This window comes from Mesorhizobium kamtschaticum (assembly GCF_056174585.1).
Map to the genome: position 1 here is coordinate 3638484 of NZ_CM149691.1, position 14333 is coordinate 3652816.

General features: G+C 63.7%; 13 protein-coding genes. 2 read left to right on the forward strand and 11 right to left on the reverse strand.

Features of this window, described 5'->3' with window-relative positions:
- Nucleotides 1-268: 268 nt before the first annotated feature.
- The 6 genes from AC0V7N_RS17965 to AC0V7N_RS17990 all read right to left on the reverse strand — a co-directional run bounded on the left by AC0V7N_RS17965 (nucleotide 269) and on the right by AC0V7N_RS17990 (nucleotide 5768).
- A complete protein-coding gene (locus AC0V7N_RS17965; protein ID WP_496627165.1) occupies nucleotides 269-598 on the reverse strand; it encodes a hypothetical protein in 330 nt (109 codons plus the stop codon).
- Nucleotides 487-1302 carry a substrate-binding domain-containing protein gene (locus AC0V7N_RS17970; RefSeq protein ID WP_496627166.1) on the reverse strand — a complete coding sequence of 272 codons (816 nt, stop codon included), beginning with the start codon at nucleotides 1300-1302 and terminating at the stop codon, nucleotides 487-489. The genes AC0V7N_RS17965 and AC0V7N_RS17970 overlap by 112 nt, the downstream gene beginning before the upstream one ends.
- A 125-nt stretch (nucleotides 1303-1427) precedes the next feature.
- Nucleotides 1428-2342 (reverse strand): sugar phosphate isomerase/epimerase family protein, encoded by a 915-nt coding sequence (locus AC0V7N_RS17975; protein WP_475459913.1) that lies wholly within the window; start codon nucleotides 2340-2342, stop codon nucleotides 1428-1430.
- A 130-nt stretch (nucleotides 2343-2472) separates the two neighbouring features.
- Entirely contained in the window at nucleotides 2473-4017 is a 1545-nt protein-coding gene (locus tag AC0V7N_RS17980) for a mannitol dehydrogenase family protein (RefSeq protein WP_475459916.1), read from the reverse strand.
- Complete coding sequence (locus AC0V7N_RS17985) at nucleotides 4014-4796, reverse strand: SDR family oxidoreductase (protein WP_475459919.1); 783 nt, start codon at nucleotides 4794-4796, stop codon at nucleotides 4014-4016. Before AC0V7N_RS17985 ends, AC0V7N_RS17980 begins: the two co-directional genes overlap by 4 nt.
- Before the next feature lie 78 nt (nucleotides 4797-4874).
- Nucleotides 4875-5768: a MurR/RpiR family transcriptional regulator gene (locus AC0V7N_RS17990; protein WP_475459922.1), complete on the reverse strand. Its 894-nt coding sequence runs from the start codon at nucleotides 5766-5768 to the stop codon at nucleotides 4875-4877.
- Between the two features lie 290 nt (nucleotides 5769-6058).
- Here AC0V7N_RS17990 and AC0V7N_RS17995 point away from each other — a divergent pair, with 290 nt between their 5' ends.
- Entirely contained in the window at nucleotides 6059-7243 is a 1185-nt protein-coding gene (locus tag AC0V7N_RS17995) for a Gfo/Idh/MocA family protein (RefSeq protein WP_475459924.1), read from the forward strand.
- A gap of 24 nt (nucleotides 7244-7267) precedes the next feature.
- On the opposite strand, the gene AC0V7N_RS18000 is transcribed toward AC0V7N_RS17995, so the two are convergent.
- Nucleotides 7268-8698, reverse strand: coding sequence for an amidase (locus tag AC0V7N_RS18000; RefSeq protein WP_475459927.1), 1431 nt, complete (start codon nucleotides 8696-8698; stop codon nucleotides 7268-7270).
- Between the two features lie 131 nt (nucleotides 8699-8829).
- On the opposite strand from AC0V7N_RS18000, the gene AC0V7N_RS18005 reads away from it, so the two are divergent.
- Nucleotides 8830-9606, forward strand: a complete 777-nt coding sequence (locus AC0V7N_RS18005; protein WP_475459929.1) for a helix-turn-helix transcriptional regulator — start codon at nucleotides 8830-8832, stop codon at nucleotides 9604-9606.
- A 365-nt stretch (nucleotides 9607-9971) separates the two neighbouring features.
- On the opposite strand, the gene AC0V7N_RS18010 is transcribed toward AC0V7N_RS18005, so the two are convergent.
- The 4 genes from AC0V7N_RS18010 to AC0V7N_RS18025 form a co-directional block, all read right to left on the reverse strand.
- On the reverse strand, nucleotides 9972-11303 hold the full coding sequence (locus AC0V7N_RS18010) for an APC family permease (RefSeq protein ID WP_475459931.1): 1332 nt from the start codon (nucleotides 11301-11303) through the stop codon (nucleotides 9972-9974).
- Nucleotides 11304-11502: 199 nt separating this feature from the next.
- Nucleotides 11503-12417 carry a nucleoside hydrolase gene (locus AC0V7N_RS18015; protein ID WP_475459933.1) on the reverse strand — a complete coding sequence of 305 codons (915 nt, stop codon included), beginning with the start codon at nucleotides 12415-12417 and terminating at the stop codon, nucleotides 11503-11505.
- 86 nt (nucleotides 12418-12503) lie between these two features.
- Nucleotides 12504-13424, reverse strand: coding sequence for an ABC transporter substrate-binding protein (locus tag AC0V7N_RS18020; RefSeq protein ID WP_475459936.1), 921 nt, complete (start codon nucleotides 13422-13424; stop codon nucleotides 12504-12506).
- 115 nt (nucleotides 13425-13539) lie between these two features.
- Entirely contained in the window at nucleotides 13540-14331 is a 792-nt protein-coding gene (locus AC0V7N_RS18025; RefSeq protein WP_475459938.1) for an ABC transporter permease, read from the reverse strand.
- Nucleotides 14332-14333: the final 2 nt, after the last annotated feature.

The following is a 14333-nucleotide window of genomic DNA, read 5'->3' on the forward strand; positions in this document are numbered from 1 at the left end:
TCAAATATTTCTAGAGCAAACTGGTCGATGGTTGGCGCCTTACGAGGCCCCCTCTGTCCTGCCGGACATCTCCCTCTCGAGGGGGAGATAGATGTCGTTTTGGCTTTCGCCAATTTTCGACGCTGAAAGAAGAGAACCGGCGTCGCGACTGCCGATCTCCCCCCTTGAGGGGGAGATGTCCGGCAGGACAGAGGGGGGCCTCGTAGAGTGCTGACCTGCAATGGCGAGGACGGCAGTTCGCCGTCCTCGCTATGCAATTGATCCAGCCTTACTCGCCCGGCCCCTTGCACGCCACGATCTGCTCCTTCGTATACGTCGTCCAGTCGGGGATCGAGATCGAGACCGGCCATTCGGGGCTGAGCGACGGGTCGGCGGCGGCCTTCAGCTTGGCCTTGCCTTCGTCGGTGGCGTTGTCCCAGAGCTGCGGGTCGACCAGCACGGTCTGCTGGGCCGGCTTCTTGCCGTCGAGGATCTGCAGCGCCAGCGTCACGCCCGCACCGCCGATCGAGCCGGGATTGGTGACGGCCGCACCGACGAGGCCCTTGACCGAGCTGAGCTGGCCGACGAAGCCGGCATTGTCGGCGCCGACCACCGGCACCAGCGGTGCCTGCGATCGACCAGCGCGTCGACGATGACGTTGTCGATGCCGGACGTCCAGATGCCGTTGAACGGCGTTCCCGTCGACAGGAAGGAGAGGATCTGCTGCTTGGCCTGGTCCTGCTGCCAGCCGGTGAAGACTTCCTGCGCCACCTTCACATTGGGGAATTCGGCCAGCGCCTTCTTGAAGCCTTTGTCGCGATCACTATCGGCCGAAGCGCCGGCCGCACCACGCATGTAGAACACCTCGCCCTTGCCGCCCATCTGGCCGAACAGCCATTTGGCGCCGAGATAGGCATATTGCTCCTGGTTGTTGGAGATGATGTAGGCCGACGGTTCCGTCACTGCCTGGTCGACGGCAACGACGACGATGCCGGCCTTGGTGGCTTCCTCGAGGCCAGCCTTGATGCCGGCCGGATCGGCGGGGTTGACGACGATGGCGTCGACCTTGGCGCTGATCAGGTTGCGGATGTCTTCGAGCTGGCCGGCGGCATCGGTGTTGCGGTGGGCGATGTTGAGTTTTGCCACCTCGCCGGAGGCGAGCGCCTGCGCCTTCATGGCGCAGACCATCTCTTCGCGCCAGCCATTGCCCTGGACGGTGTTGGAGATGCCGATCGTGTATTTGCCGGCGGCCGACGAGACGCCCACCGAGGCCAGCAAGGCAGCGCCCGCCAGCAGCGGAACCATGGTCAGTATTTTCTTCATTTCAGTACTCCTCCACATTGTTTTTCAGTTTCAGTTCCAAGTCGTTGTGGCATGCCGTTCAGAAAGAGATTCAGGCGGCTCAACTCGTTGTTCTCTCCGCATGTCGTTGCCAACATGCTTTCTCCTCACTTGACGAAGGGACGCAGCACGTCGCGGGCGAGGAGAAAGCCGCGCTTCACCTGATCGTCGCTGCCTTCAAATCGCCTGTCCTCGTGTTCAATGATGATGGATCCGTCATAGCCGGCGCGGTAGAGGCCGGAGAAAAAGCCGCTCCAGTCGACATCGCCCAGCCCCGGCATGCGCGGCACCTGCCAGCCTATCCCGGCCGAGAGGATTCCGCGCTCATAAAGTCCATCATGATCAATCATCAAATCCTTGGCGTGGACATGCAGCATGTAGGGGCCGAATTCCCGGATGAAGCGGGCCTGGTCGATCATCTGCCAGACCAGATGCGAGGGGTCGAAATTCATGCCGACCTCGCCGCCCCAGGCTTCCAGGATGCGGCGCCAGACCAGGGGCGAATAGGCGATGTTGTGCCCGCCCGGCCACTCGTCATAGCTGAAGATCATCGGGCAGTTCTCGAAGGCAAGCTTGATGCCGTGGTCGCGTGCAAAAACGACGATTTCGGGCCAGATTTTCAGCGCGTCCTGCCAGTTGACGTCGACGGTTTTCGAGGCATCGCCGCCGCAGAAGGTGTTGACGACCGGTACGCCCATATTGGCGGCCAGCACGATCACCTTCTTCAGGTGGCCGATCACCGCCTCGCGGTGGGCGGCATCGGGATGCAGCGGGTTGGGGTAGTAGCCGAGGCCGGAGATGGTGAGGTTCTTTTCCGTCAGCGAGGCGACGATTTCTTTCGCCTGCGCGGGAGAGGTGGAAGCAGCGTCGATGTGGCTGGTGCCGGCATAGCGGCGGGTCGCGCCAGACGTTTTCGGCCAGCAGGCGATTTCCAGCGCCTCGAAGCCGGCCTGATGTGCCCAGCCGGCGACATCGGCAAGCGGCGTCTCCGCGAATGGTGCGGTGAGCAGTCCAAGTTTCATCATGCCTCCCTAGAGCGCTTCATCGTTTCACGCTGAACCGCTCTATCCCTTTGTTTTTGCGCAATTCCGGACGGAAAACCGTTTCACACTTTTCCTGGAATTGCTTTTGTCGTGTCTTCACGGCCAATGCCTATAATGCCGATTGTTTGGATCGCTTCAACCTCGCGACCTCATCTTGTTCGAGACTGTGCCGGACGGCCGCCATCGGATCGTCCGAAAGCAACTCGCCGAGCACCAACGTGACGGCCGCGCGGAACGTCTCGTTCGCGGCAAGGCCGGGATCGAAAATCGTGTCGATGGCCAGGATGGCGGAAACCAGCGCCCGCGCATCGTGGCCGGTCGCGTCGGCGATCTCGGCGACCTTGCCGGCATAGGGATCCGACACCGGCCAGCGTTTGCCGAAGCGGGCCGAGGCTTGGATCAGATAGGCCATCCAGCCGGCGACGGGCACCGACAGCAGGCCGATGCTGGCGCTTTGGCTCAAGCGGTCGCGGATCGGGTTCAGCAGGCGCTGGACGATCTTTTGCGAGCCATCGGTGGCGATCTGGTGGTTGCGGTGGCGGATTGCGGTGTTCTTCAGCCGGCCGAGACTTTGCTCGACATAGGCGAGAGGCAGGATACCGGGCACCGGCATCAATGTCGGCAGCGTTTCCTCGATCAGCATGCGCCGTACAAAAGCCGCGAGCAGCGGGTCGGCGATGGCATTGAAAGTGTGTTCGAGGCCGGCCAGCACGCCCAGCGTGGCAAGCGTCGTCTGCGCGCCGTTCAGCACCCGCATCTTGAGATGCTCGAACGGCGTGACGTCGTCGACGAAGGTCGCGCCGACCAAATCCCAGCGCGGCATGCGGCCGGCGAATTTCTGCTCGATCACCCATTGCCGGAACGGCTCGCAAACGGCAACGGCACCATCGCGATAGCCGAACCATTGTTCGACGCTGTCGAGATCATCCTGCGTCACCGCCGGTGCGATGCGGTCGACCATGGCGGAAGGGAAGGCGGCATTGGCCGCGATCCAGTCGGCCAGACCCCTGCCGCGCCGTTCGGCAAAAGTCCGCACGACATTTTGCAAGATGACGCCGTTAGTCGGGATGTTGTCGCAGGAGAGCAGCGTCATCGACCGGCCATGCGTGGCGCGGCGCAGCTCCAGCGCCCGCGCGAGAATGCCGGGGACGCTGCGCGGCATCTCGGGATTGGCGAGATCGTGGACGATGTCGGGATGGTCGAGATCGAGCGCGCCGCTCGACGGGATATGGCAGTAGCCCTTTTCGGTCACCGTCATCGTCACCAGTTCGATGTCGGGCGAGGCGAGTATATCGAGCGCCGGTGCGGCATTGGCCTGACTGTCGACCACGCGGACAATGCTGCCGATGACGCGGGCCTCGATGTGGCTGTTTTCGCGGATCAGCCTTGTATAGAGGCCGCTCTGCCGGCCGAGCGTGTCGGCGAGGCTGGGCGGGCGGATGTTGATGCCGACGATGCCCCAGCGGTCGAACTGGAGCGCAAGCAGATCGTCAGTGTATTCGGCCTGATGGCAGCGGTGGAACGCGCCGACGCCGAGATGCGCCATGCCGGGGGCGAGGGATGCGCGGTCATAGGCCGGTGTCTGGACGGCGGCGGGAAGCCGGTCGAGCAAGGCTGGCCCGAGTGTTTCCGGCGATGTCGAAGCAGCGTTCACCGGTTTGCCCCGATCACCGACTGCTCCTGGTCGATCACAGCGCCGGTCATCGGGCCGGCCGCGTCGGAGAGCAGGAAGACGGCGAGGTTGGCGATGTCGTTTGGCGACAGCAATCTGCCGAAAGGCTGCGCGGCGTTGGCGGCGTCGAGCCAGCCCGGGCCATTGCCCAATGTCTCGGCCTGCATCACGCGTTCGGCCGGCGTGTCGGTCCAGCCGACATTGATGCCGTTGACGCGGATGCGGTCGAAGCGGTGGGCGTTGGCGGCGTTCTTGGTCAGTGTCGTCAGTGCGCCCTTGGTGGCGGAATAGACGGCGAGCTCCGGCGAGCCGCAATGGGCATTGATCGACAGGATGTTGACGATGGCGCCGGGTTGTCCGCGCTTCTTCATGTCGGCGATGGCTGCCTGCATCAGGAAGAACGGCGCGCGCGCATTGACGGCGAACAGCGAGGCCCAGTCGTCGAGGCTGGCATCGAGGAAGGAGGCGCGGTCGGTCAGCCCGGCGGCGTTGACGAGGCCGTCGATACGGCCGAAGTGGGAGACGCAGAACTCCACCAACCGGGCTGGAGCGGCTGGGTCCGAGAGGTCCGCAGGCACGATGACCGTTGGAGTGCCCATTCTCGAAATTGCTGCCGCAGCCTCGGCGCCACGCAGTTTGTCGCGACCGGTAATCACCAATCCCTCAGCGCCGGCGCGCGCGAGCGTTTCGGCGATGGCGCGGCCGATGCCTTGCGTCGCGCCGGTGACCAGCACGACCTTGCCTTGGAGATGAAGCTCCATTCCTCCTCCCGGAACAAAGTTTCTATTTTTCAAAATATGGAACGGCAATTCCCGATAGTCAATTGTGCCAGCATCACCTTATGTGCCACGCCGCGCCGCGACGCCTTGGACCAGCGCCATGCCGACCGCCAGCGACGCCGCCAGCGAGCGGAAGCCGGCAAAGTCGGATTCCACCACCTCCAGCCAGCTGTCCGACAAGGGGATGAGCGGGCTGAAAGTGCTGTCGGTGATGGTGACGATGCGGGCCTTGCGCTCATGCGCCACCGCGACCAGATCGGGCGTGATCGAATTGTAGGGGCTGAAGGAGACGGCCAGCACCGCGTCATGCGCGCCAATGCAGCCGACCTGGTCGAGCGCCGACGAGCCGACATTGTCGACCAGCACATTGCGCACGCCTTGCTGCGACAGAGTCAGCGACAGATAGGTGGTGACGGGGAAGGCGCGCTTGGAGCCGATGACATAGATCAGGTCGGCGGCCGCCAGCAGGGCCACCATCTTTTCGAAACTGTCGACGTCAAAGCCCGCCTCGATGCGGCCAAGCGATGCTTGCGAGGCGCCGACCATGCCGTGCAGGAAATGCAGATTTGCGTTGGGTTCGGCTTCGGTGCGCGGCTCGCCACGTCCTTCCGGCCACGAACCCTTGACGTGCTCCTTGAACAGGCCCTGGAAATCGGAAAAGCCGGAATAGCCGAAGATCTGGGCAAAGCGCACCAGCGTCGAAGGCTGCACGCCCGCCTGCGCCGCCACCTGGGCGATGGTGCCGAGCGCGACATCGCTCGGATGCTGCCACATGAAGATCGCCACCTGGCGCAGCCGCTTGGGGAAATGCACCGTGCCGGAGGACAGCACCGCGCGCAGCTCCTCATAGGTCTGCGGCTGGATATAGCCCAACGCGGCAAGAGAGCGCCCGCGCTTGCGCGTCGCTGCCTCGTCGGCAAGAGATCGTCCCGAAGATTTGCCCGCCCCACTCATGATCTCAGGCTAGCGCGGCACGATCGTATTACAATATGGAAATTGGAAACTGTGTTCGAAAGTGGTAGGCCCTCACCGTTCGTCATCCTAGGGCGAAGCAGGAGCGAAGCTCCGTCGCGGAGACCCTGGGATCCATGCCGCGACGATTGTCGAGGAATGCAGCGGAAGGGAAAATCCTGCACCGTTGCAACGCTTTGAGGTCACGGCATGGATCCTGGGGTCTGCGCAGCGTCGCTACGCTCCTTGCTCCGCCCCAGGATGACGAAGTGATAGGTGGAGGAATCTCAGACATGGTCTACGCAACATCGGATGGATCGGCGGGCAAGCGCCTGAGGGTCGGCATGGTCGGCGGCGGCCGCAATGCCTTCATCGGCGCCGTGCATCGCCTCGCCATGCGCCTCGACGACCAGATCGTGCTGGTCGCCGGCGCGCTGTCCTCCGACCCGGAAAATGCCGCCGCCTCGGCCGCCGAAATCGGCATCGCGCCCGAGCGCAGCTATGCCGATTATCGCGTGATGGCGCAGGCCGAAGCCGCGCGGCCGGATGGCATTGAGGCGGTCGTCATCGTCACGCCCAACCATCTGCACGCGCCGATCGCGACCGCCTTCCTCGAAGCCGGCATCGATGTGATCTGCGACAAGCCGCTGTCGACGACGCTTGATGACGCCGAGGCGCTGGTGGCGCTGGCGAAGGCGAAAAAGCGACGCTTCGTCGTCACGCTCAACAACACCGGCTACGCCATGGTGCGGCAGGCGCGCGACATGGTGGCAGCGGGCGAGCTCGGGCGGATCGTGTCGGTGCATGGCGCCTATATCCAGGACTGGCTGACCAAACCGATCGACGCCGAAGGCCAGAAGCAGGCGGAGTGGCGCACCGATCCGGCCAGGGCAGGGCAGTCGGCGGTGCTGGCCGATATCGGCGTGCATGCCTTCAATCTGGCGAGTTATATTTCGGGCTGCGAGGCCGAGGCGGTGTCGGCCGACCTGTTCACCGCCGTGCCTGGACGCCGGCTCGACGACAATGCGCATGTCATGATGCGCTGGACGGGCGGGGCGCACGGCACGATCCTGGCCAGCCAGACCTCGCCCGGCCACTACAATGATCTCTCCGTGCGCATTTATGGCGACAAGGCCGGCCTCGAATGGTCGGGCGGGCGGCCGGAGGAATTGCGCTTTTCCCGATATGGCGAGGAAACCCGCACGCTGGTGCGCGGCGGCCATGGCTCGACGGCAGAAAGCCAGCGCGTCTCGCGCATGCCGGCGGCGCATCCGGAAGGCTATATCGAGGCCTTCGCCAATTTCTACCGCGACGCCGCCGACATCATCCGCGTGCATCGGTCCGGAGGCGTGGTTGATGCGGCGCGCGCGGCGCAGGTTCCGGATGTTGTCGATGGCGCGCGCGGTGTGAAGTTTGTCGCAGCGGCGGTGGAGTCGAACGCGACGGGTGGGGCGTGGACTGCGGCAAGGTTTGGGTGAGGCGGAGTGGGGGCTGGCGCCACCCTATGCGATTGTCTTAGGTGCAGCGAACCGATCTGCATTGAGGCCGGCGACCGCCAATCGTGCCTCAATCGCCGCCGCCATCGACAGAACCTGCTCGTCGGCGAAGCGCCGCCCGACGATCTGCAGGCCGACGGGCAGACCGTCGGCGGCAAACCCGGCGGGCAGCGACAGCGCCGGCAGTTGCGGCAGCATGTTGAAGGGGCAGGTCAGGTCCAGCCCCTTGAAGCGGCCGTCGGGCAGTGTCGCGACATAGTCGTCGTCGGTATCGGTCACCGGCGGCGCCGTGATCGCGCAGGTCGGGCACAGCAGCGCGTCATAGCGCTCGAAAAGCCGTGCCATGTCCCGCCACATCGCGGTGCGCAACAGCTCGACCCGCTTGTAGGCGGTCGCGTTCATCGCCAGCCCGCGTTCGATCATCGAGACCACCGATGGGTCCATGTGATGGCGATGACCGGCAAGCTCGTCGCCGAAGAAGGCCGACATGAAGACGCACCAGAGATCGAACCATTCGTCGTTGACGGCGCGCGTCCAGCGCATCGGCACCTCGTCGACGATGGCCCCGGCGCTGCGCATTTCGGCGACAGCCTGCCGGATGACAGCTTCGACCCGCGGCTGGATCTGGTAGTAGCCGAGGTCGAGCGACAGCGCGAAGCGCTTGCCTGCGAGCCCGCCCATCCGCGCGGCTACCCCGTCGAACAGGATCGGCAGCGAGGTGATATCCTCGTCGCTGCCGCCCGCTGTCGCCTGCATGAAGGCGACGGCGTCGCTGACGCTGCGTGCCAGCGGCCCGAAATGCGAGATGTTGTCGAACACGCTGGGCAGGATGGTCATCGGGATGCGGCCGAGGCTGGGCTTCAGCCCGACGACGCCGCAGAAGGCGGCGGGGATGCGCACCGAACCGCCCATGTCCGTGCCTTCGGCGAAGGGCACGACGCCGGTCGCCACCGCCACACCAGCGCCGCCGGAGGAGCCGCCGCTGGTGCGCTCCGGGTTCCACGGATTGCGCGTCACGCCCCAGCGCGGACTGTTGGTGAAGCTGGAAAAGGCGAATTCCGGCGTCGTCGTCTTGCCGATCAGGATCGCGCCGGCCGCTTGCAGACGGCGGATGCAGAGCGCCGTCTCGGCCGGCACCCAATCTCCTTTCGTCCATGAGCCCAGCGTCGTCAAATCGCCAGCAGTCGGCGTCAGGTCCTTGGCCGCGAACGGCACGCCGTGCAGCGGCCCGGTCGCCTCGCCACGCGCCACGGCCCGATCGGCCTCGCGGGCCGCTTCCAGCGCCTGCTCCTCGCGGATGACGGCAAAGGCGTTGAGCCTCTCGCCGACCGCCCTGGCGCGTCGGATGGATTCGCCCACCACGGTCTCGGCGCCGAAGGCGCCCGTGCGGATGCCATCGGCGATGGCGTTGGCTGTCAGATCCAGCGGATGGGTCATGGCTCGGGTCTCCGGAAGTGAATTCATGCCGGTCGGCTTTGGTTTTCGGAAGGAAACGGAAAGCGTGCTTGCCTGGGGGTGCCGGACCTGCACAATCTCGCCAACGCTGGAAGAGAAGGTCCGCCGTTTCCATGAAATCCACTGAGAAAGGCTGGCATCCATCCTTCGGTGCCTGGAATGCCGGCCTTGGTGCTGCGGCATCCGCCATCGGCTCGCGCGGATTTCCCGATGCGCTGGCGGCGGCGCTGCGGCTGCTGACGCCGTTCCAGATGATGAACGGCTTTCTCTATTCGCCTGCCGGTCGCGCCTTCGATCTCTACAATGAGAAGATCGTCGCCGAGCGTTCGATCATCGTCGACCGCTACCTTGCCGGTGCCTATGTGCTGGACCCGTTCTACGACGCGGTTCGCGGCGACAGCGCCGAGCGCATGATCGTGATGCGGGAGCTGGCGCCCGACGATTTCCTGCACACCGAATATTATCGGCGCCACTATGCGACCACCGAGATCGGCGACGAGATCGGTTTCGTGCTGAAGCTGGAGAACGGCTTTGCCGGCGTGCTGTCGCTGTCGCGGACTGGTGCGGCGCCGCTGTTTGCCGGCGATGAGCTGGAGCGGCTGAGATCCGCGGCACCCATCGTCTGCGCGCTCGCGGCGCGGCACTGGTATCATGTCCCCGGCCTCTCGCTCGACATCAAGAACGCGGCCCCGGCGGCGCGGATAGAGCATCCGCTGCTGACCCGCCGCGAGCTCGAGATCGTTACGTTGATCCTCAAGGGGCATTCCAACCTCTCGCTCGCCGCCGTCCTGTCGCTGTCGCCCAACACGGTCAAGGTCCATCGCCGGCAGATCTATTCGAAACTCGCTATATCCAGCCAGGCCGAACTCTTCCGCCTGTTTCTGACCTAGGCTCAAAACGCAATGAATCCCTCAGCATCGGTGGATCATGAATCACACTTTCGGGGTAAGAGTGACCGATGCGTAGCTCTCAAATGGAACGATATGTCTGGGCCTCTGTCCTGTATTACGCCGTGGCGGTGGTTGCCTCTGTGTTTCTCGTAGCTGCCGTCATCAGCAATCTCGGTGTTCTGTGGAGCATGCTTGCCCTGTTGAGCTACGTTGCGTTGATGATATCTCTTCAGGCATGGCGACGCAGACGACATCCGCGAAGCGTCCATCAAGTGGAATTGGCCAAGCGGATGCCGGGTTTTCCGATTCCTGACAACGATATAGAGCGGCGGCCTGCATCAAGGTGAGAGGCCGCCGCCCGCGCCCTATTCGGCGAAGTCCATTTCCGGCGGTGCGACCTGGAAGAAGCTGGTGAGGTAAGCGAGATAGACGATGCCGACCGCCAGCCAGACGAGACCCAACACCTTGGCGTTCTCGTCGAGGTTCCACAGCAGGAAGAGGTCGCAGACCGCCGCCAGCGCCGGGACGATCAGCCCGATCAGCACGCCGAGCGGCCGCACCTGCTGGTCGCGCTTGAGGTAGAGCGCGATCACCGAGACATTGACGGCGGTGAAGGCGAGGAAGGCGCCGAAATTGATGAAAGAGGTCGAGGTGGTGACGTCCATGGTCAGCGCCGCAAGGCCGACCACGCCGACCAGGATCAGGTTGAGGATCGGCGTGTGCCATTTCGGGTGCAAATTGCCGAAGAACGAGACCGGCAGCACGGTGTCACGGCCCATGGCGTAGAGCAGCCGGCCGACGCTCGCTTGCGCGGCAAGGCCTGAGGTGAACTGCGCCACGACCAGCGTCGCCAGGAAGATGGTGACGAACAGGTCGCCGCCGATCGCCTTGGCGATTTCGGTGGCGGCGGCGTCGACCGAGACGAAATCCATACCGGGATGGGCAAGCTGGGTGATGTAAGCCGAGGCAATGAAGATCACGCCGCCGGCCAGTGCAATGATCAAGATCGCCTTCGGCATGGTGCGCCTGGGATCCCTGGTCTCCTCGGTCAGCGTCGACACGGCGTCGAAGCCGAGGAAGGAATAGGCGGCGATCGCCGCGCCCGCCACCGAGGCCGAGAAGGGCACGCCGGTCTTGAAGAAAGGCGTGACCGAGACGAGGCCGCCGGGGCCGTTCAGCGCCACGACATAGCGGGCGGCCAGGAACAGGAAGGCGACGAGCACGCCGAGCTGCACCAGCATCAGGATGAAGTTGACGCGGTTGGCGAAGGCGATGCCGACGACATTGACCACAGTGGTCAGCGCGATGAAGCTGACGATCCACACCCAGGTCGGGACAGCGGGGAAGGCCGAGGCGAGATAGGCCGCACCGATCAGCCAGATCACCATCGGCAGGAAGAAATAGTCGAGCAGCACCGCCCAGCCGACAAGGAAGCCGATGCTGGGGCTGATCGAGCGGCGGGCATAGGTATAGGCCGAGCCGGCAACGGGATAGACGCGCGCCATGACGCCGTAGCTGATGGCGGTGAGCAGGATGGCCGCCGCCGCCACGAGATAGGCCATGGCGGTGGTGCCCTGGCTTGCCGCGGCCAGCGCGCCAAAAGTGCCGAAGACGATCATCGGCGTCATGTAGGCCAGGCCGAAGAGCACCACGGACCAGAGTCCGAGCGCGCGGTCGAGTTTGATTGTGTCTTGCATTGTTCCGCCTCCGGAAAGGATTGTTTCCGATGCTTTTCCGCAGGCCGGCTGGCGCCTGGAGGTCAGGCGTTGGCGAAGGGCTTACGGTCGCATTTCTCGAAGTTGAGGCGGAGCATGACTTAGCCGGCGCAAGGCGGCCATAACCCCAAGGGATTATGCGGGGCAGGCGCCGCCCTATGGGTTTGGCCTGCCGGAGCCGCTACAGCAGCCGCAGCCGCTGGTCGATCAACTGGAACAGCCGCTCATCATCGACCTCGGTGATGACGTGGACCGGCAGGCCCTTGCCGGCGGCGTTTTCGACCGCCCGTGTGCGGCCATAGCTGCCTGATTGATCGCACTCGACCTCGATGACCGCGTCGACGCCCTTGAACAGCGTCGGGTCGATCAGGAATGCCGTCACGCAGGGGTCGTGCAGGCTGGCGTCGCCGCTGCCATAGTAACGCATCATGGCGATGGCCGTTTTCATGATCGGGCTGGCGTCGCGCTCGAGCTGGTCGAACCTAGCCTGGGTCAGCGTCGCGTGGCGGGTGACGTCGAGGCCGAACATGGTCATCGGGATGCCGGACGACAGCACAACCTGCGCCGCATGCGGATCGATCCAGATGTTGAATTCGGCGTCGGTCGCGGTGTTGCCGGGGCTGAAGGCAGCACCGCCCATGAAGACGATGGCCTTGATCTTGGTCGTTATGGACGGCTCCTTGATCAGCGCCAGCGCGATGTTGGTCATCGGCCCGATCGGGCAGAGCGTGATCTGGCCGGGCTCGCGCAGGATGGTGTCGATGATGAAATCCACGGCATGCTGGCCCTGCACCGGATGCGTGGCATCGGCGACGCCAAGGTCGCCAAGGCCGTCGGTGCCGTGTACCGAGGCACCGCGCTGCACGCGCGGCAGGATGATCGGCCTGCTGCAGCCGGCGTAGACCGGAATGTCCTGACGGCCGGCCATGGCGGTGATGCGCAACGCGTTGCGGGTCGTCAACGGCAGCGAGACATTGCCGATGACCGTCGTGATGCCGACGATCTCGATCTCGTCGGGCGAGGCAAACGCCAGAAGGAGCGCGATGGCGTCGTCGACGCCGGGGTCGCAATCGATGATAATCCTGCTCTTGGCCATGCCTGAAAGTCCATTCTTTTTCTGTACTGGAAAAGACGGGCCACCCCGGTCGGGATGGCCCTTGTTGTGAGAGGGCGAGACCGCAGCTACTTCAGCAGTTCGTTGGTGTAGTACTTCGACGCCGGAAGCACTTCCTTCAGCTGACCGGTGTCCTTGAGCGCCTGAGCGATCGGCAGCCAATGCTGATCGGTCTGCGCCATGTATCCCTCCGGACCCTTCAGAAGTGGCACGAGAGCTTTCCAGCCGAGCGTGTTGTATTCGAGAGTGCCGCTGTCTGGATAAGCCTTTGTCACCATTTCGGCAGCTTCTTCGGGATGCTCTGCAGCCCATTCCGTCGCCTTGATGGTGGCGCGCATCCACCTCTTGCCGACATCGGCATGTGCCTTCAGGAAGTCCGTCGATGCGGTATAGGCCCATACCGGGACGTCAGGCACGCCGGCCGCGGCACCCACCAGGCTGGTCGGATCCTTCTTGAGGGTCGTCTGGACAGTTGGAACCAGATAGTTCGTGGTATTGGTCGCAATGTCGATCTTGCCGGCCAAAAGCAACGGTGTGTCCGAATCCTGCGCGATGATTAGCGAGACGTCGTTTTCCGTGATGCCTGCCGCCTTGTAGATAAAGGGCATCATCGCCTTGGTCCAGGAGTCGGTGAATATGCCGATGGACTTGCCTTTCAGATTGTCGAGCGAGATTGGCTCTCCCGGACGTCCGAACAGGCCCCAGTTATTGTGCTGGACAAAGACACCCACCGAAACGATGGGCACACCCTGTTCCGCGCCGAACACGATATCAGTCGTCGCTTCAAAACCAATATCTGCCTGACCGACAGCCAGGAGGCGCGCTGTGGTCTGGGAATCGGGCGGCAGGATCACATCGACCTTCAGCCCCTCTGCTTCGTAGAAGCCTTTCTCCTGGCCGACAACAATCGGAATGAGTTCGTGGTCGGCGCTAGACCAGTCGAACACGAACCGCACTGGTGTGAGTTCCGCCGCCAAGGCAAAGCTCATCTGGGCACCAAGCATAAGCGAGGCAATTCCGGCAGTCTTGAGAAGTACCGATCTCATTGTAATCCCCTTCTATTTTTGACTTCATCGACCCACGCAGCAACGCGCCACGAAGGGTTCATCGCAGCCACTTTGGAGCTGTCGATCTGGTTCGCCAGGGCGTCATCAGCACCTCGAGCCCGAAGACGAGCAGGAACGAGCCGACGCCGATGACGGTGAGAAGCAGCATGGCTGCATAGACGCCGGCCGTGTTCATCTGCGCGTTGGCGGTGAGCAGGTAGGTGCCGAGGCCCTGTTTGGACGAGGCGGTCCATTCACCGATCACGGCGCCGGTCACCGCATAGGTGGCGCCAATCTTGAGGCCCGAAAACAGCGGACCGATGCAGGCCGGCAATTTGACGATGGCGAAGGTGCGCAGGCCGCCGCCGCCCATCAGGCGGGCGAGGTTGAGCATATCGCGGTCGACCGAAGCCAGACCGTCGAGCACATTGACGACGACCGGGAAGAAGACGATCCAGGCGACGATGATCAGCTTGGGGGTCAGACCGAAACCGAAGATGATGACCAAAGGCGCGGCGATAGCAACGATCGGCACGGCCTGCGAAACGATCAGCGCCGGCATGACAAGCCTCTGGATGACACGGATCTGTCCCATCGCCAAGGCAAGCACGAAGCCGATCAAGGCGCCGATGACATAGCCAATCATAGTTTCATAGAGCGTCTGGCCGGTCAGTATCGAGAGCCGTGGCCAGTTTTCGTAGAGCGTGCCAAATGCCTGGGCCGGTGTCGGTATGACGTAAGAAGGAAGGCCAGTAACCCAGACGAGCAACTGCCAACTGACCAGGATAAGTGCCATGGCCGTGACCCAGATCATGAGCGGCCCTGCCACCGTTCCAAACCGCGTGTTCATTT